Annotated in this window: 2 protein-coding genes; both read right to left on the bottom strand. The window is 64.5% G+C overall.

The window, feature by feature from the left end; all coding sequences use genetic code 11:
• Positions 1–48: 48 nt before the first annotated feature.
• A complete protein-coding gene (locus H8B03_RS08260; RefSeq protein ID WP_193141272.1) occupies positions 49–657 on the bottom strand; it encodes a VPLPA-CTERM sorting domain-containing protein in 609 nt (202 codons plus the stop codon).
• 44 nt (positions 658–701) lie between these two features.
• Positions 702–19,841 carry an Ig-like domain-containing protein gene (locus H8B03_RS08265; RefSeq protein ID WP_193141273.1) on the bottom strand — a complete coding sequence of 6,380 codons (19,140 nt, stop codon included), beginning with the start codon at positions 19,839–19,841 and terminating at the stop codon, positions 702–704.
• Positions 19,842–20,129: the final 288 nt, after the last annotated feature.

The following is a 20,129-nucleotide window of genomic DNA, read 5'->3' on the forward strand; positions in this document are numbered from 1 at the left end:
GCCTCAGGGAAAGACCGGGCTGCACGGACCGCGACAGGCGGTGTTGGGTCAGGCGGGACGACGGCGCGCAGCCAGTCCCAGCGCCCCAAGGGCGCCCAGCAGCAGAACCGCCCCCGCAGGCAGGGGAATCGCCGCCGAAGAGGCCGGGTTCAACTGGGCCGTTCCGAAGACCCCGCTTGTGGCCAGTGGGGCCGAGGCCGCGAAGGGCGTCGGCCCGAATTCGCCCATCAGGGTCAGTACCGACAGATTGCCGAACTCACCGGCTGCCGCACCGTTCAGCGTGGTGAACAGCAACTCGATGGTGTCGTCGCCGGCCGTGTTCTCGGTAAAGGCGATCTGGCTGAGCGAGCCGTTCAGCCAGGCCGCCGCCCCATCCGCCACCGCCAGATCACCGCTGGTGAAACTGCCGTCAGGGGCAATATCGGCGGCCACGAACAGGCTCAGCCCCGTCGTGACCGGCGTGGCGGCCGTGTTGCCGCTGACCAGGCCGAAGACGCTGAAGCCGAAGAAATTCGCCATATCCGCCGGATCGGCATCCACCTGCGGACTGGGCGATACGGTGATCCCCGGCAGGGCGCTGGCCTGCGCGCCGCCGGTCGAAGCGGTCAGCATCACGGCCAGCACGGGCAGCCATCGGGTCAGAAATCGAAAAGTCATGGTCAAAGCTCCCTGAGATCCCAGCATAGCACGAATGCCGGTCATTACGCGAAGGTCAGATCGTTGATGTCGGTGACGCCCATCACGACGATCAGGTCGTTCTCGCCTCCGTTGAGTTGCAGATAGAGGTTCGCCCCGAAGGCCCGCGACTGGGCGATGTCGGTGGCACCGATGCCGGTCAGGCTGTCCACGCCGACCTCGTAGTCGGTGATGTTGGCCACATCGCGTGCGCCGCTGTTGAGCAGGGCCGCGAAGTCGAAGCAATCCGCCCCGGCACCGCCGCCCAGCACGTCCAGTGGGCCGCCCATGCCATAGATCGCATCGTCCTGCGCCGTGCCGACAAGGTTGTCACGCCCGCTGGTGCCGGTGATCACGTTCTTGCCTTCATCCAGCCCGGCGATGGCAATGGTCACGGTGGCCATGTCGGTGCCGCCGTTGCCATCGCTTACCGTGTAGGTGAAGCTGTCGGTGGCATTGTCGCCAGTGTTCAGCGCCTCAAACTGGCCGTTCGGGTCATAGTCGAAGGTGCCATCCCCATTGTCGATGACCAGCCCCAGCGTGCCCGTGGTGTCGATACTGAGCACCGAAAGGGTCTGACCCTCGGGATCGCTGTCGTTGGCCAGCACATTGCCGGTGGTAAAGCCGGTGTCCTCGTTGGTGCCAAAGCCGACGCCATTGTCGTCGACCGCAACCGGCGCATCGTTCACCCCGGTGATCTGGATCGACACGGTGGCGGTATCGCTGCCGCCGAAGCCATCGGTGATCGTATAGGTGAAGCTGTCGGTCGCCGACTGCCCCGCTGCCAGGCTCTCGAACATGCCGTTGGGGTCATAGTCGAAGGTGCCATCGCCGTTGTTGATGACCAGCCCAAGGGTGCCGGTGGTGTCGACCCCGGTGAGGCTGAAGCTGTCGCCGGTGTCCACATCGCTGTCGTTCAGCAAGACGCTGGCGGTGGTAAAGGCCGTGTCCTCGTCCGTGCCAAAACCGGTGCCGCTGTCATCGCCCGCAATGGGCGCATCGTTCACAGCACCGACCGAGATGCTCACCGTGGCTATATCGCTGCCGCCGTTGCCATCATCGATGGTGTAGGTAAACGTGTCTGTCACCGGCGTTGCCCCTTCCGGCAAGCTGTCGAACTGGCCGTTGGGAACATAGCTGAAGATGCCGCCCCCCAGATGGCTGACCAGCGCACCGCCGGAGGAAACCGCATCGAAGGCGGTGACGGTCAGGGTGTCACCCTCCACGTCACTGTCGTTGCCCAGCACGCTGGCGGTCGAGAAGGTCGTATCCTCGTCGGTGGCGAAACCCGTACCGCTGTCGTCATTGGCCACGGGCGCATCATTGACGCCGGTCACCGTGACGGTGACCGTGCCGGTGTCGCTGCCGCCGTTGCCGTCGCTCAGGGTGTAGGTGAAGCTGTCGGTGGTCGACTGGCCCACGCCCAAGGCTTCGAACTGGCCGTTCGGATCATAGTCGAAGGTGCCGTCGCCATTGTCGACCACCAGGCCCAGCGTGCCGGTGGTGTCGATGCCAGCCACGGACAGCACATCGCCGGTATCGACATCGCTGTCGTTGAGCAGCACCGAGCCGGTGGTCAGGGCGTTGTCTTCATCCGTGGTAAATCCGGCACCGCTGTCATCCACGGCCACGGGCGCATCGTTCACCCCGGTGACGGTAAAGGTGACGGTGGCCGTATCGGTGCCGCCGTTGCCGTCACTGATGTCATAGGTGAAGCTGTCGGTGGTGGACTGCCCCACGGCCAGGTATTCGAACTGGCCATTGGGATCATAGGTGACCGTGCCGTCATTGTGGTTGGTCACCATCCCCAGGGTGCCGGTGGTATCGACACCGGTGACACTCAGGCTGTCGCCATTGCTGTCGGTGTCATTGGCCAGCAGCCCCACCAGGGTCGATGTGTCCTCATTGGTGTTGAAGGTGTCGTCCCCGGCAATCGGGGGCAGGTTGCTGCCGCCGATGGTGATGGTCACGGTGGCCGTATCGGTGCCGCCGTTGCCGTCGGTGATCTGGTAGGTGAAGCTGTCAGACGCCGTGGCACCCATGCCCAGTCCCGAGAACTGGCCGTTCTGGTCGTACGAGAACGTGCCGTCGCTGAGCAGCGTCACCAGCCCGCCCTGTGCCGTTGCCACCGGCGTGCCCAGAAGACCACCCGATTGCACATCGTTGACGCTCAAGATGTCACTGGCATCCGGATCGCTGTCGGCCAGTCCGCCGTTGGCGGCCAGCACATCACCGGTCAGCGCCGCATCCACGGCCACGGCAAAGGCGTCATCCACCGCCGTGGGATCGTCGTTCACCCCGTTGATGGTGATGGTGGCCGTGGCGGTGTCGGTGCCGCCCTGGCCGTCATCGACCAGATAGGTGAAGCTGTCGGTCGCCATTTCGCCCACCGCCAGACTGTCGAACAGCCCCAACTGGTCATAGCGGAAGGTGCCGTTCGACATCTTGGTGACGGTGGCGCCCGAGGGCAGGGCAAAGGCCACACCGGTAGAGACCGGTGCGCCGTTGATCTGTGTTACATCCAGCGTGTCGCCTTCGGGATCGCTGTCCACGCCCGCGCCGTTGTTGGCCAGCAGGTCGATGTCCAGCAGCACATCCTCGGTGGCGTTGCGCGCATCGTTGGCGGCCGAGGGCGCGTCGTTGATGCCGGTCACGGTCACATCCACGGTCGCGGTATCGGTGCCGCCGTTGCCATCGTCCACCGTGTAGGTGAAGCTGTCCAGCGTCGGCGTGCCGCCCTGTTGCAAGGCTTCGAACGCACCGTTCGGGTCGTAGGTCACCGTGCCATTGGCATTCAGCGTGACCTCGGCCCCGGTGGTCAGGGTGATGGTATCGCCGGGGTTCACCGCCTGACCATCGATGTCGGTGACGCTCAGCGCGTCGCCGTCCAGATCGCTGTCGTTGGTCAGCACCGCAATGTTGGTGGTGTTGTCCTCGTCGGTGGTGCCGGTGTCATCCAGCGCAACGGGTGTGCTGCTGATGCCGTTGATGGTGATCGTGGCCGTCGCCTGATCCTGTACGCCACTGCCATCCTGCAGGGTGTAGGTGAAGCTGTCGCTGGCCGTATCGCCGTTTTGCAACGCGTTGAACTGGCCATTGGGATCATAGGTGAAGGTGCCCGATCCGTTGACCACCAGAAGCGCGCCCGAGGTCAGGGTGATCTGCGAACCGATCACGCCGGACTGGCCGTTGACCTGGACCACGAAAGGGATGTCGCCGGTGTCCGGATCGCTGTCGTTCGCGGTCAGGTTCTGGCCGGTGAGGGCCGTCGCCTCGTTGGTGGTATAGCCATCATCGGCAGCGGTCGGTGCATCGTTGACGCCATCGACCGTGACCGACAGGGACACGATGTCCTGCCCGCCCTGACCATCCGAAACGGTATAGGTGATGGAGTCGTTGACCGACGTGCCCACCGGCAGCGCATCCAGCGCGCCGGTCGGGTCATAGGTATAGCTGCCATCGCCGTTGATGGTGAAGCTGCCGCCCTGGCTGCCCGCCGTTGCCACGCCCACGGCAAGGGCCGAACCGCCGACCTCGGACACACTCAGGCTATCGCCGTCGATGTCGGTGTCATTGGTCAGAACATTGCCGAGGGTGGCAGTATCCTCATCCGTGGCGCCGGTGTCATTGATCCCGATCGGGGCATCGTTGACGCCGGTGATGGTGATGGTCGCGGTGGCGGTATCGCTGCCGCCCTGACCATCCTCGACGGTGTAGTCGAAGCTTTCCTGCGCCGACTGCCCGACCCCCAGCGCCTGATGCTGCGTCCCCGGCACGAAGGTATAGCTGCCATCGGCCAGCACCGTCAGAAGCGAGCCCGAGGCCAGCGCGAACTGGCCGCCCACATTGGCCGCGGACCCGTTGACCTGCGTCACCGTCAGCGGATCGCTGTTGGGATCACTGTCGTTGGAAAGCACGTTGCCGGTGGCCTGAGTTTCCTCGTCGGTGGTGTTGGTGTCATCCGCCGCGACGGGTGACTGGTTGGTGCCATTGATGTTGATCGTCACCGTGGCGGTATCGGTGCCGCCGCGCCCGTCGGACACGATGTAATCGAAGCTGTCGCTGGCGCCGCCCGAGAGGCTGCCGTTGGGATCGTAGACCACGTCGCCGGTGCCCGGAGTGAAGGTCACGATGGCGCCCGAGGGCAGGGTGACCTGTTCATCGCCATTGGGCAGGGTGATGCCGCCGGTAAAGGGCGGCGCGATGGCCTGAATGCTCAGCGTGTTGCCATCGATGTCATTGTCATTGGTCAGCACGTTCAACGTCACGGTGGCATCGTCGTTGACATTGGCGCTGTCATCGCCGGCGACCGGGGCGTCGTTCTGGCCGTCGATGGTCAGCATGACTGTGCCGATGTCGGTGCCGCCCTCGCCATCGCTGAGCGTGTAATTGAAGGCATCCGCGCCGTTCTGGAAGTCCGGCAGGGCTTCGAACTGACCGTTCGGATCATAAGAATACGACCCGTCGGCATTCAGCGTCAGCAGCGCGCCCGAGGGCAGGGTGATCTGGGTGCCGATGCTGGCCGCCACGCCGTTGACCTCGGTCACGGTCAGGCTGTCGCCGCCGGGATCGGTGTCATTGGTCAGCACGTTGGCCGAATGTGCCGGGCCATCCTCGCTGACCAGGGCAAAATCGGTGTTGGCAACCGGCGCCCCGTTGATCACGGTCACGGTGAAGCTGTCGACCTCTTGCGCGTTGGCCGCGCCCGAGTTGTCATCGACAGTGACGGTCACCGTATAGCTGCCCTCGGCCCCGTAGACATGGCTGATCATCGGGGTCAGGCTGGCCGAGTTGAAGTTCTGGCTGGCGCCATCTCCGAAGGTGACCGAGAAGCTGCGCGTGTCGGTATCCGGGTCGGACAGGGTCAGCGTGCGCATCAGCGCCTGACCCTCGGTGATCGAGGCGTTCGGCCCGGCCTCCAGCCCCGGCGCGTCATTGATCGGGTTGACGGTGATATCCGCCAGAACCGAACTGGGCGCATAGGCAATGCCGTCAGACCCGGTCCAGGTGAAGCTGTCGGGCCCGTTGAAATCCTGGTTCCCCAGGTAGACCAGATCGCCCGCGATCAACTGCGCACGCGTCACCACCTGGCCCGCGGTGACCGGCGAGCCGTTCACCGTCAGCGTGCCATTCGACGGGAAGGTGTCGATGCGGATCTCGGCCAGCGAGTTGCCGTTGGGATCGGTGAAGCCCGCGTCGAAGATCGCCTCGTCCAGCACGATGCTGGTGTCCTCGTCCCCCACGGCCGAAACCGGCGAGACTGTCGGCGCATCGTTACCATAGACCTGCAACAGCACCGAGCCGTTGTAGGTGATGACGAAGCCGCCGCCGGGCAGGGCTGCAATATCGGGCTGGTTCTGGTTGCCCGTCGTGGTGGTGTTGACCTGGAACTGGCTGTCCAGACGGTTGCCGTTGCCATCGTATTGCTGCGCGAACACGCCCTGCTGGCTGCCGTCCGTCCAGTTGTGGTCGGTCCAGGCAATCACGAAGCCGCCCGAATCCAGCGCCGCAATGGCCGGGTCGTTCTGCGTGCTCTGGCGCTGGTCGTTGACGCGGAACTCCTCGTTCACCGGGTTGCCGGTCACATCGTAGATCTGGGCAAAGACACCCTGGCCGCTCAGATCGGCGGCATCGTCACGCCAAGTGACCACGATGTTGCCATCGGTCAGCACCGTCGCCTGTGGCGTACCCTGGCCACCTATGGTGGTGGTGTTGATCTGGAACTCGCTGCCCATTGTGGCGCCAGAGGCGTCGAACCGCTGGGCGAACACCCCTTCCCAGGTGCCGTCGGTGGCGTTTTCGTCCTCCCAGACGATCAGGAACCCGCCGTCATTCAGCTTGGTGATGTCGGAATTGTGCTGGTTGCCCGACGTGGTGGTGTTGACCACAAAGTCGGTGTTGGGCGTGCCCTGCGGCGTGCCCGAACTGTCGAACCGGCGCGCGATCACGCCGTTGCCGCTGCCGTCGCCGGCCGAGCCGGAGTTGCCCGAGGTCCAGGTGACGACGAAATCGTCATTGTCCAGAACCGCCACCGCCGGGGTGTGCTGCACCCAGGTCACTTCCGAGTTCACGGTGATGACTGCGCCGCTGGGCGTGCCGTCCTCGTTGAACAGTTGTGCCGCGATGCCGGTGTTGTTGCCGTCGATGGTGGCGTCGGTCCAGACCACCACAAAGCTGCCGTCCGAGAAGGCGGCGATCTTGGGATCGGATTGCGTGTTGGTCTGCGAGCCTGCGTTGATCAGGAATTCATCATAAACCCCATTGGCAAGCCCGCTGCCATCGCGCGCCACCGGGTTGCCCAGCACGTCGAACCGCTGGGCGCGGATGCCGGTGCCGGAACTGTCTGAGCTTTCGAAAACCACCACGAAGTCGCCGCCCGTGGCGGGCAGCATGGCGACCGCCGGATCGTCTTCCAGACCCGAGTTCGTGGTGTTGACCGTGCGCTCTCCGCCGACGGCGACCGAGGCATCGGGAGTGGGCGTGATGTTGACGGTGACCAGAACCGGGTCCGACGCCCCGCCATCGCCATCGGTGATCTGGATGCGCAGCGGGCGCTGCGGCAGGGGATCGTCCGAGATGTTGCGATAGGTCAGGTTCTCGACCAGAAGCTCGACGATTTCGGCCGTGGCATTGCTGTTCAGCAGCAACTCGAAGGGCGCGCCGTCCTGGCCGTCCTGACCGATGGTGGCCACCTGGGTGCCGTCCACCAGAACCGCCGTCGACCCGGTGATCGAGATCCGCGGTCCCTGCCGCAGGCCAAGCTGATCCTGTGTCAGATCGTCGGGCGGGTTGATCTGGTCGATCAGCGGGGCCGAGGCGATGACATTGGACACCAGGATCGAGCCGCCGTCGAAATCGGCGGAATCCGGATCCGACACCGCGGCTGCGCCATTGGCGTCGATCAGCTGCGGCACCCCGTTCAGATCATTCTCATCATAGGTGACCTGCGCGTTCACCCCATCCAGAACCGGTTTGCCGCCGGTGGCGAAATCCGCCGGATCGCCCAGCAGGCGATGGTAGACACCATAGCCGCTGCCGTCACCGGCCGGGCCGGATGTGGTCGAGGTATAGCTCGCGACCAGATTGCCATTGGGCAGGGCGGCCAGCGCCCCTTCGAACTGGGTGCTGGTGAACTGTTCGTTGATCTGCACCGCACCGTCGATCCGATAGCCGTTGGCATCGAACTGTTGCAGGAAGACCCCCCAGCCCGAGCCATCGGTCCCGTTGCTGTCGGCATAGCTGACGGCAAACCCGCCACCCGGCAGGGCTGCGATGTCGGGCGCGCTTTGGGAGCCATCCACCACCTCGTTGACCAGGATCTCGGGGCCGGTCTTGTTGCCCGCGCCGTCGAATTTCTGGACATAGATGCCCGACGAGGTCGTGTAGCCGAAGTCGTCGCGAATGTCGCTCTCATAGGCCACTGCATAGCCGCCGTCGTCAGTGGCCACAACACGCGGCGCATACTGGCTGAACCGCTCCAGCGTGTTCACCTGGATCGGGCCGCCGATGGCCGAGGCATCCGCCGCATAGCGTTGCAGGAACACGCCGAAGGCGAAATCGCCTGGATTGTCCAGGTTGTTGGCGGTGAACACCACCACGAAGGTGCCATCGGACTGGATGGCCACATCGGGCTGCGTAACCCCGTTGTTGCCCGCCGGATCGATGAGGATCGCACCGCCGAAGGTGCCGCCGGTATCGTCGAACCGCTGGCCCACGATCTGGGTGTTGAAGGGCGTTGAGGATTTCTGCCCCTGATAGAGAAGCGCAAAGCTGCCATTAACCGGGTCGTCGAAGGCATCCAGAGCCACCGAAAAGCCATTGTTGGTGGACGGGCTGTTGAACTGGATCTCTGTCCCCACCTTGTCGCCATTGGCATCGTAGACCTGCAGGATCACGTCCTGCTGGGTGCTGCTTTCCCAGGCGACCGCAAAGCCGCCGGTTGCCAGGCCGACCACCTGCGCGTTGGACTGGTTGCCTGGCGTGTAGGTGTTGATCTGGAATTCGCCACCCACCGGCGCACCGGCGGCATCAAAGCGCTGGCCGAAGACCCCGTTCTGGCTGTCCCCCGTGGCATCCTGGTTGTGCGAGGTCCAGACGATGACATAGCCGCCGTTCGCCAGGCCCGCGACATGGCTGTCGCTTTGGTTGCTCGTGGTGAAACTGTTGGTCAGCACATCGCTGCCAATGGCCACCGCACCATCGGTCTCGGGGGTGATGGTCAGGGTCTGGGTCTGGCGGAACACGCCGCCGTCGCCATCGGTCAGCTGCACCGACAGCTGCCGTTCGCCCTCGGGGTCATCGGAAATGTTGGCATAGGTCAGCGACCGCACCAGCGTGCGCACCGCCGCGTGGTCGGCATTGCCGGTCAGGTCGATGATCAGCGCAGCGCCATCGGTGCCATCAGACACCAGCGTCCCGATCTGCGAACCGCCAAGATTGACCGCGCTGCCCACGACCGTCACGCCGCCCGACCCGTCGATGCCCAGTTGATCCTGCGCCCGCGCATCGCGGTCGCGGAACTGGGTCTGCACGGTGTCGTTGCGCAACACGTGAACCGACAGCGTCCCGCCCGCGAAGTCGGCACTGTCGGCATCGCCGATGCCGGCATTGGGCGCCAGGAACTGCCCCGAGGCATTCACATCCGCCTCGTCCAGCACAAGATCGGCCAGCCCCGAAATCGTCGGATCCTCGGACAGCATCACCGTGCCGTCGGCCGCAAACACCTGCTGGAAGACGCCATATCGATCGCCATCCCCCGCGGTTCCCGACGTCCACGAGGACCAGCTGGCCGTGAACCCGCCGCCCGGCAGGGCCACCAGACGCGGCTGATGCTGGGTCGAGGCCACCTCGGTATTGATCTGGAACTCCCCGTCGATGCGGGTGCCGTCGGCGGCATAGACCTGTCCGAAGACACCGACCCCGCTGCCGTCGTTGCTGCCGTTGTCGGACCAGGCCACCACCCAGCCGCCGCCGTCCAGCCCGATGACATCGGGATTGTATTGCGAATTGATGGTGGTTTCATTGACCCGTTCTTCACCGCCCACGGCATTGCCGTCCATATCGTAGCGCTGAAGGAGCACGGCTGTGCCGCTGCCGTCGCTGCCGCTGTCGTCATCCCAGACCACCACGAAGCCGCCGTCGCTGATCGCCGCTACGCGCGCCGCATCCTGGTTGCTGTTTGTCGACGTATTGACCTGGAATTCATTGCCCAGGGGCGTGCCGTTGGTTTCGTACAGCCGGGCAAAAATGCCATTGCCGCTGCCGTCGCCAGCGCCACCCGAAGTTGTCGAGGTCCATGTGACCACGACCCGGCCGCCGGTCAGCACTGTGACCGCTGCATCGGCTTGGCTCGAATCTGTCTGGGTATTGACCTGAACGGCGCCGCCCTGCGGCACCCCGGCGGCCGAGAATTCGCGCAGGAAAACGCCCGCGCCACTGCCATCGCGATTGCCATGATCGGTCCAGGCCGCCAGGAAATTGCCATTGGCGCGGGCCGCCAGCACACCTTGATTCTGCGTCGAGGCCACCACGTCGTTGATCAGGATTTCGCCGCCCACGGCACCGCCGTTCTGATCGAAGATCTGACCATAGACACCGTCGCTGGTTTCGCCTGCCGTTTCCCCGGCAGGGTTGGCCCAGCTGTGATCCGTCCAACTCACCACGAAGCCGCCGGTCATCAGGCCGGTGACGGCCGGATCGGACTGGGCAAACTCGGTGTGGCTGTTGATCTGGAATTCACCGCCCAGAGGCGTGCCGTTCAGATCGTAGCGCTGGCCGTAGATGCCGGCGCTTCCGTCCTGCGGGCGATCCTGATCGCTGCTTTCCCAGATGGTCACATATCCGATCTGAACGCCGCCGGTGTCATAGATGGCCGCCATGGCCGCATTGGACTGGTCACCGGCGGTATAGCTGTTGACCTGCAGCTCGTCGCCCTGGGCGACTGTGGTGCGATCAACATCGGGAGTGACCGCCACATCGACCACATGCGCACCGGTCGCGCCTCCGTCGCCATCGCTGATGTTCAGCACCAGTTGACGATTGGCCGCCGGGCCGCTGGACAGGTTGCCATAGCCCAGTTGCGCCACCAGCGCTTCGACCGCCTCCGGCGTCGCGTTTGCGCCAAGCGAGATCCGAAGATCGGCGCCGTTCTGGCCGTCGCGGGAGGCGTCGATGGTGCCGATGATGGCCGCGTTGAACAGCACGTCGCTGCCGGACACACTGATCCCATTGCCCGCCACAATGCCCAGCTGATCCTGCGCCGCACCGGATATGCCCGAAACCTGCTGCAGGTAAAGATCGGTCGATCCGGTCACATGCGCCAACCAGATCTCGCCGCCGGCGAAATCAGTCGAATCCATATCCGTCAGCGACAAGGCGCCATCTGTATCAAGAACTTGCAGGCCAGAGTTCACGTCGTCTTCCTGGAAAACGACTTGGTCCACGAACCCTTCCAGCACCGGTGACATTGCTCCGGCAGGCAAGGCGGGCTGGTCGAACAGGCGCTGGAAAACGCCGTAGTTGTTACCATCGCCCGCGGTGCCCGACGCGAATGATGTCCACCCGGCCACCATCGTCCCGTTCAACAGCGTGGCCAGTTCCGGTTTGGCCTGCGTGCTGCTGCCCTCCGGGTTGACCACATAGGACACGCCATCGCGGCTGCCATCGGCCATGAAATCCTGCGCCACGACGCCCTGACCGCTGCCATCGGTGCCGTTGTCATCGCGCCAGGCCACGGAAAAGCCGCCATTGGCGCGCCCGATGACCGAAACATCGCTCTGGTTGTTCAGCAGCTGGGTGTTGACCAGGAACTCGCCGCCCTGCGGAACACCTGCGATGTCATAGATCTGGGCGAAAATACCGTCGCCGCTGCCGTCCGCGCTTTGCCAGACAACCACGTAGCCGCCGTTCGCCAGGGTGCCCGAGGCCGCAAGCGCGGCCACTTCGGGATGCTGCTGGGTGCCGGTGGTGGTGGTGTTGACCAGCACCTCGCCGGTGCCCACGCCGGTCAGCGCGGTGCCGTCTGGATCAACCAGCGTCCCGCTGCTGTCGATCCGCTGCGTGAAGACCCCATAGCTGTTGCCATCGGCGCCGCCACGGTCTTCCCAGACCACCAGCACATCGCCATCGGGCAGGGTGACCGCCCGCGACCGCACCTGATCGCCCGTGGTGGTGGTGTTGATCTGGAACTCGCCCGCCTCGGGGGTGCCGGTTGCGTCGAAGGTCCGGCCGAATATGCCGTGGCCGCTGCCATCGCCCGCCCCGCCGGAGGTCTGCGAACTCCAGGTTGCCATGAAGCGCCCGCCGCCCAGATCCACCACGTTGCCGGAGTTCTGGGTCGAAGAAGTCTGTTCGTGAACCTGGAAGGCCGCACCGACGAAGGTGCCGTCATTCTGGACAATCTGACCATAAACGCCCTGGCCCGAGCCATCGCGGGCAGAGCCTTCCGTCCAGAGCACGACATAGTTGCCGTTGGACAGGCCCACGACACGCGGCTGGATCTGATCGCCAATCGGAACGTCGTTGACCTGGAATTCTACCCCGACCTGTTCGCCGAAGGCATTGTATCGCTGGGCAAAGATCCCCCGGTTGGACGTGGACGGGTCATCCTGCCCCTGCGACGTCCAGACCATGACGTAGCCGCCATCGGACAGCACGCCGATCCGGGCCGACTCCTGATTGCTGGCGGTATAAGTGTTGACCTGGCTTTCCTCGCCCAAAGCCGGGGCCACGGAATCACGGTTGATCGGCTGGTACAGGCGGATGAAAGACGATGTATTGCCGGCCTGGTTCGAAACTGTCAGGTCGAACGCCGCTTGCGTCGTGTTGAAGCTGCCGCTGAGCCCGAAGGTCAGCGCCTCTATCAGGGCCTCGACCGCCTCGGCTGTCGCGCTGGCATTCAGGTCGATTTGCAGGTTGGCACCGTCTTGGCCATCGGACGACGCATTGCGGGTGCCAATGCCGGTGCCTTCATAGGACACCACCCCGGTGGTCGCATTGAACCCGATCTGGCCCGCGCCTGTGCCCTGATCCTGCACAGACATCTGTACGGTGAAAATCGAGGAATTGACCTCGTTCAGGCGCACATAGCCGCCCGAGAAACTGGTGCCGGCATAGTCGTCCAGATCGACGTTTGCATCCAGCACCATCGGGCTGGCCAGCAGGGCGGTTTCGTCGACCTCCGGGTTCAGCCTGTAGACCAGGTTGCTGTTCTGATCCGCGCCAAAGTCAGAGATCGACAGGCCCGAGGCCGTGGATCCGCCGCTGTTGATGATCACAAGGACCGCGTCGGGTTCGGTCTGGCCGTCGGTGCCATCGGTCACAAGCAGGCCGATACCCCGGCTGGTGCCCGCGACATTGGCCGCGATATCGGCCGAGCCGAAGGCCAGCGCCTGCAGCAGCGCCGTCACGGCCGCACTGTCGGCCTGGGCATTCAGTGCAATCCGCAGACCGGCCCCGGCCTGACCGTCCAGCACCGCATCGATGGTGCCGACCTGGGTGCCGTTCACCCGCACCTCGTCGACATTGGTGATGCTGACATCGCCCGACGTATCGAACGTGAGGATATCCAGCGCCGCGTTGGGCGTGGTGTAATAGGCCTCCAGCATGCCTCCGTTGAAGTTGGCGCTGTCGGGATCATCAAAGGTCACCGCGTCATCCAGCACCGTCGGTGCAACCGTCAGGTCGTCGGCAAACAGCGTCACCGCGCGGTCGAAATCACCCAGTACGGGCGATGTGGCGCCGGGGGCCGCGCTTTCGAAGGTGCGCAGGAAGATCCCGTTGCTGGAGCCGTCGCCGCTGTAGCCCGAGGTAGTCGAGGTCCAGACTGCCGCGAACCCTGTGCCGAAGGAGGTCAACGCCGCTTCCGACTGGGTCGAGCTGACCTCTTGATTGACTTGAATATCGCCGTCGATGCGCACGCCGTTGGCATCATAGCGCTGCGCGAAGACCCCCACGCCAGACCCGTCCCGGCCGCTGTTGTCTTCCCAGGCCACGACAAAGCCGCCGTCCGCCATTGCAGTGACCTGCGCATTGTACTGGGAACTGCCGGTTTCGGTGTTGACGCGGAACTCGGTGCCCAGGGGGCTGCCGGCATTGTCGAACCGTTGCGCGAAGACACCATCCGCGCCACCGTCCTGGTTGTTGGAGGTCCAGGTGACCACGAAGCCGCCCCCGGTCAGACCCGCCACCTCGGGGGTGTCCTGATTGCCGAAGGTTTCCGTGTTGACCAGGAAATCATTGCCCACGGCCGCGCCGGTCGCGTCGAACACACGGGCGAAAATACCGTTGCTGTTGCCGTCGCCTTCGCCACCCGATGTGGGCGCGACAAAGACCACCACATGACCGGCATGGGTGCCGGCACTCGGGCCCGGCCCATGCACCAGAGCGGCCACTTGCGAGTCCGACTGGCTGCCGCTGGTGTTGGCCACGTTGACCTGCGTCTCAGAACCCGCGCCGACACCCGCCGCATCATAGACCCGCGTAGCGATGCTGGAACCGGAGCCGTCAATGCCGTTGGTGGTGAAGCTGACCACGAAGCCGCCGCCTTCGAAGCCCGCCACCGAGGGATCAAGCTGGCTGCTCGCGGTCGTGATGTTCACAAGGAACTCGGACCCGTTGGTCGTGCCATCCGCGTTGAAGCGTTGGCCATAGACGCCATAGCCACTGCCGTCGGAGCCGGAGTAGTCCTCCCAGACCACAACGTAGCCACCATCGTCGGTGGCCGCCACGTCCGGGTCCAGCTGGCCCGACGCCTGGCTGGTGTTGACCCGCGTTTCCGGGCCTACCGGGCGGCCGCTGGCGTCGTAAAGCTGTGCGAAGACACCCCAGTCATTGTCGCCGCGATTGTCCTGGTTCGCCGACTGCCACACCACAACGAAACCGCCGCCCGCCAGTTCGACGACCTCGGGCGCGCTTTGCTGGTTGTCGGCATGCGCATTGACCTGCCGCTCGTCCCCCGCCACCAGCGTGCTGTCGGTTTCCGGGACCACATTGATGGTCACGAAACGGCTCTGCGCGGCATTGCCGTCGCCGTCGCTCAGGTCCAGTTTCAGACGCCGGGCTGCTTCCGGGCTGCTGGAGCTGTTGCCATAGGCCAGGTTGCCCAGCACGGCCTCGACCGCCTCGACCGTCGCATTGCCGTTCAGAGTGATCGCGAAATCGGCGCCGTTGACGCCATCGCTGGTAATCGTGCCGATGACCGTACCGTCGACCGACACCGTGTCGCCCACAGAACTGCCGCTGAGTTGCACGTCGCCATTGCCCACGTCACCTGTGACAAGGCCCAGCTGATCCTGCGCCAGGCCATCGGGATCGTTGATCTGGAACAGGGTGGGGTCCTGAAGATCGACCGACAGGGTCAGGACTCCGGTGTCGAAATCGGCGGAATCCAGATCGCCAAGCGCGATCGTCTTGTCAGCATCAATGCGTTCCAGACCCGCGTTCAAGGCAGACTCGTCCAGGGAAATGCTGTCATTCAGCCCGACGATCACCGGTGCTTGGCTGGTGCCGAAGCCCGCGATGGCGCCGAAGACCTGCTGGAACACGCCATTGGAATTGCCGTCGCCGGCGCTGCCACTGGTGGCCGAGGTCCAGTTGACCACGAAGGCTCCGCCGGGCAGGGCAGTTGCTGCGGGCTGGTTCTGGGTGCTGTGGAATTCGGTGTTGATCTGGAACGCGCCGTCCACACGCTGACCGGTGGCGGTGTAAAGCTGGCCCTGCACCGAACCGCCGCTGCCGTCCAACCCGTTGTGCACGTCGTTCCAGACGATCACGAAGCGGCCGTCGGTCAGGCCAATCACATCGGCGGCAATCTGAGAGTTGGCGCGCACGTCGTTGACGATGAACTCGCCGCCTTGCGCGGTGGCTGTGGCATCAAACCGTTGCGCGGCAATACCGACCCCCGATCCATCGCTGCCGGAGTTTTCCTCCCAGGCGATCACGAAACCGCCGTCTGCCGTGGCCCCGATCGCGGGGGTGCCCTGCCAGCCGTTCGTGGTGGTATTGACCTGGAACTCGCCGGTGTCCGGTGTGCCATTGGCGTTGAAGACACGGGCAAAAATGCCAAAGCTGCTGCCGTCACCCGCCGCGCCGCTGGTGTTCGACTTCCAGGTCACGACGAAACGGCCATCGGCCAGAACCGCAACATCCGGCTCATCCTGTGTGCTGGAGGTCTGCACATTCGCCTGGGTTTCACCGCCCTGAGCAGCACCATTGACGTCATAGCGCTGGAAGAAGATCCCGGCGCCGCTGCCATCGGAAAATGCATCGGTCCAGACTACCACGTAGCCGCCGGTGTTCAGCGCCGAAATGGCCGTGTCGTACTGGCTGCTGCTGGTGGTCGTATTGACCAGCGTTTCTCCGCCAGCCGGGGAGCCGTCGGGATTATACCGCTGCGTGGAGATGCCGTAGCTGTCGCCCGGACCATTGCCTTCCCAGGCCACGACCCAGCCGCCATTGCCCAGCGAGGCCACCGCGGGGTCCCTCTGATCGCCGGTCTGGGTGGTGTTGACACGCACCTCGCCCGAGGCCGGGGTACCAAGCGCGTCGTACCGCTGCATGTAGATGCCGTGGCCGCTGCCATCCTGCGCGTCCGACTGCCAGACAGACACCCAGCCGCCATCGTTCAGCACCGTCACCTGTGCATCATCCTGCGCGCCGGTTGTGAAGCTGTTGACCTGGGTTTCGCTGCCCAGCTTGGGAAGCCCGGTGGTTTCGGCCACCGGCGTGATCTGGATGGTCAGGCTGGTTGCCGCGTTGACGCCGCCATCGCCATCGTTGATGTCCAGCTCATAGCTGCGCGACGACGCGGTGTCGTCCGACGGGTTCTGGTAGTAGATCGCGTTCAGCAGCGTCTCGACTCGCACCAGTGTCGAACCCGGCAGGAAATCCAGCACCAGATCGGCGCCGTTCTGTCCGTCCGAGGAAATGGTGGCCACGGCCACGCCGCCCACGTTCACCGTGGTGCCGCCCCCGGTGATGGTGATCCCGCCGCCGGTCTGGATCATCAGGTTGTCTTGGGTGTTGTCATCGGGCGGATTGAAATCATCGGTATTCTGATCGACCAGCACCCGGCGCAGGGCGAAGAACCCCCCATCGAAGTCGGCGGAATCCGAATCCGACAGCGTCAGCGCACCATTGCCAAGCAGCGGAATGCCCGCCGCCACCTGATCCTCGGTGGCAGAGACATCGGTTTGCAGCCCGGTCAGCACCGGCGGCGGCGAGGTGTTGATCTCGTTCGGATCGCCGATGATCTGCTGGAAAACGCCATCGCCGCTGCCGTCACCGGCGGGCGCACTGTCGGCCGAGGTCCATTGCACCACGTAGTTTCCTTTGGGCAGGGCGGCCATGGTCGGCTCGTCCTGGGTCGAGGCAACCTCGGTGTTGATCCGTACCTCGGTGTCCAGCCGCGTGCCATCCGCGTCGAAGACCTGCGCGAACACGTCCGCGCCACTGCCCGGCGCCGGGGTTGAGGTATCCACCCAGGACACCACGAAGCCACCGGTGGACAGGGCTATCAGGCTGGGCGTGGTCTGATCGCCGCTGGTCGAGTCGTTCACCCGCACTTCGCCCGCGATCGGCGTGCCGGTCGACGTATAGCGCTGGTAGTAGATCCCGCCCTGGCTGCCATCCTGCTGTTCCGAATGCCAGGCGACGACGAAATCGCCGTTGGCCAGGGTCGCCACCTGCGGCATCGCCTGCAAGTTCTCGGTGGTGGTATTGACCCGGATCTCGCCGGTTTCCGGCACCCCGCCCGCGTCGAAGATGCGCGCCGAGATGGCCGTGGACGATCCATCGCCATTGGCCACGTCGTTTTCTTCCCAGACCACCACGAACCGACCCGCGTTCAGGGCGGAAACCTTGGCGGTATCCTGCCACCCGGTGGTCTGCACGTTCACCGATATTTCGCCACCCACCGTGGCCCCGGCCGCGTTGTAGACCTGCGCCTTCACCGCATTGCCGCTGCCATCCCCGGCCGTTCCGGAAGAGGCCGAATGCCATGTCACCACATAGCCGCCGTTGGACAGGGCCGCGACATCCGGGCCTCCCTGGCTGCTGGACGAGTTGGTTTCGACCTGAATTTCGCTTTGGATCAGCGCGCCTGTATCGTCATAGCGATTCAGGCGGATGCCGCTGACGTTGGAATCCTGCCAGACAGTCACCCAGCCGCCATCGTTCAACCCGGCCACCGCCGGCTGCACCTGGTCGCCCGCCGCCGTGGCATTGACCTGGAACTCCAGCCCCACCGGCACGCCATCGGCGTCATAGCGCTGCCCGAAGATTCCGCCCTGCCAGGTGATCGCGTCATCCTGTCCGTAGGAGACCCAGACCGAGACATAGCCGCCATCGGTCAGCCCGGCGATGTCGGAATCGTTCTGGCTCAGATTGGTCACGGTGTTGACGCGGGTTTCGCCGCGCACCGGCCCGTCGATATCGGCATCGGGTGTGATCGTGATCTCGACCACCACCGGATGCGAGGCCGCGCCATCGCCATCTTCCAGCAGGATCGAAACATAGGACTGGTCCGCAGCATCGTCCGACAGGTTCTGATAGGTCAGATGTTCGACCAGGATCTCGACGCTGGCCGCATCGGCATTTGCGTTCAGATCGACGATCAGGGGCGCGCCATTCATGCCGTCCGAGGAAATGGTGCCAACCTGGGTGCCGTTGACGCTGACCGCGCCGGTCCCGGCGTTGACGCTGACCGGACCGGTGGCGTCCAGCCCGAACTGGTGCTGCGCGTCGTCATCCTGCGGCAGGAACTGCTGGGCGTGGGCGGATGCAGCAATGGTGCCGACCAGAAGACGCCCGCCGTTGAAGTCGGCGGAATCCATGTCGGACACGGCGGCGGCGCCATCGGCGTCGATCCGCTGCGGCATGGCATTCACATCCGATTCCAAGAACACGCGGGTGGTCGAGACCGCCTCGACCTCGGGCGCGGCGGACAGCGCGTTGTAAGTCAGTGGGTCGCCGAACAGACGCTGGGCCACCGCCCGGCCCGAGCCGTCTCCGGCCGTTCCCGAGGTGTCTGACGTCCAGGCCGCCACGAAATTGCCGCCAGCCAAGGCCGCCAACGCACCCGCGTATTGACTGCCCTGAATTTGCTCGTTGATCAGGATTTCACCCGTCAGGGCGTTGCCGTCGACGTCAAACCGCCGCGCCACCACGCCATAGGCCGACCCATCGCCCGAGCCAGCCGAGGTGAACGCGTCCCAGATGACGACAAACCCGCCGTCCGATGTGCCCACGACATTGGGCTGCTGCTGGGTGCTGCTGGTCTGGACGTTGATCTGGAATTCGGACCCGACGACGGTGCCGTCGCCTTCGTAGAGCTGACCGTAGATACCATGGTGCGACGCATCCGGTCCTTCCCAGACAACCACGAAACGGCCGCCGTCCAGGCCCGCCACCGAGGGGGCCTGCTGGGTGCCCGCCGTGGTGGTGTTGACATCGATCTCGGTCCCGACGGTCGCCCCGGCCGGAGTAAAGACCTGTGCCTTGATCCCGTTGCCACTGCCATCGGCAGCCCGATAGGCCACAACCACGCCGCCACCGGCCAGCCCGTTGGCGCCGCCCGACGGCTGGATGGTGGCCAGTACCGGTTCGCTTTCCGTGGTGGAGGTGTTGGCGCCCGTGGTGTTGACCGTGGTCTCTGCGCCCTGCGGCACGCCGCTGGCATCGAAGCGTTGCATCTTGACGTCGCGCACAAAGGAGACCGCCGCGTCATAATCAGTGAACCAGGCCACAGCAAAACCGCCACCGGGGAGGGCGGCGACGGTTGGTTGATGCTGGCTCGAGACCTGGGCGGTGTTGACGGCGATCTCACCCCCCAAGGGCACGGCCTGTGCATCGTACTGCCGCGCGACGATGCCAAGACCGTTGGTGTCGTTTCCAACCCAGGCTACCGCGAAGCCGCCGTCATCGGTGGCCGCAATGGTGGGGGCGTACTGGTTTCCGGTCTCGGTGGTGTTTAGGATGAATTCCAGCCCGATCCGCGTGCCGTTGGGCGCGAACCTTTGCCCGACAATGGCAGTGCCCGAGCCGTCCTGACCATCGCTGGACCAGACAATCACGTAGTCGCCGCCGGTCAGCGTGGCGATCGCGGCGGTCTCCTGATCTCCAACCTTGAAGGAATTGACGAGGTCTTCCGGGCTTAGCGGCGTATTCACGATGGTTCTCCCCCTGGTCAGAGGGCCCATCCACGAGTCACATCCATGTGACGGTGCGCACAATAGGTTCCGGCTGAAACATCAGGCGACCAGCGAATATGTCCGGCAGGCACGCCAAACCACTTGCAAAAATGCTTAAGCTGAAAAGAACCGGTAACTTTGCATGCGAACCCCGTCGACACCGGGGTGAAACGGGCGGACCTCCTGTTGATTAGTTAACTAAGGGTAAGATTCTGACCGGGGTGGCTGTCAACGCCGATTGCAGTCATTCTGTTGCGGAAAACAGGG

It is taken from the genome of Meridianimarinicoccus sp. MJW13, from assembly GCF_014901205.1.
Classification (GTDB): Bacteria; Pseudomonadota; Alphaproteobacteria; order Rhodobacterales; family Rhodobacteraceae; genus Meridianimarinicoccus.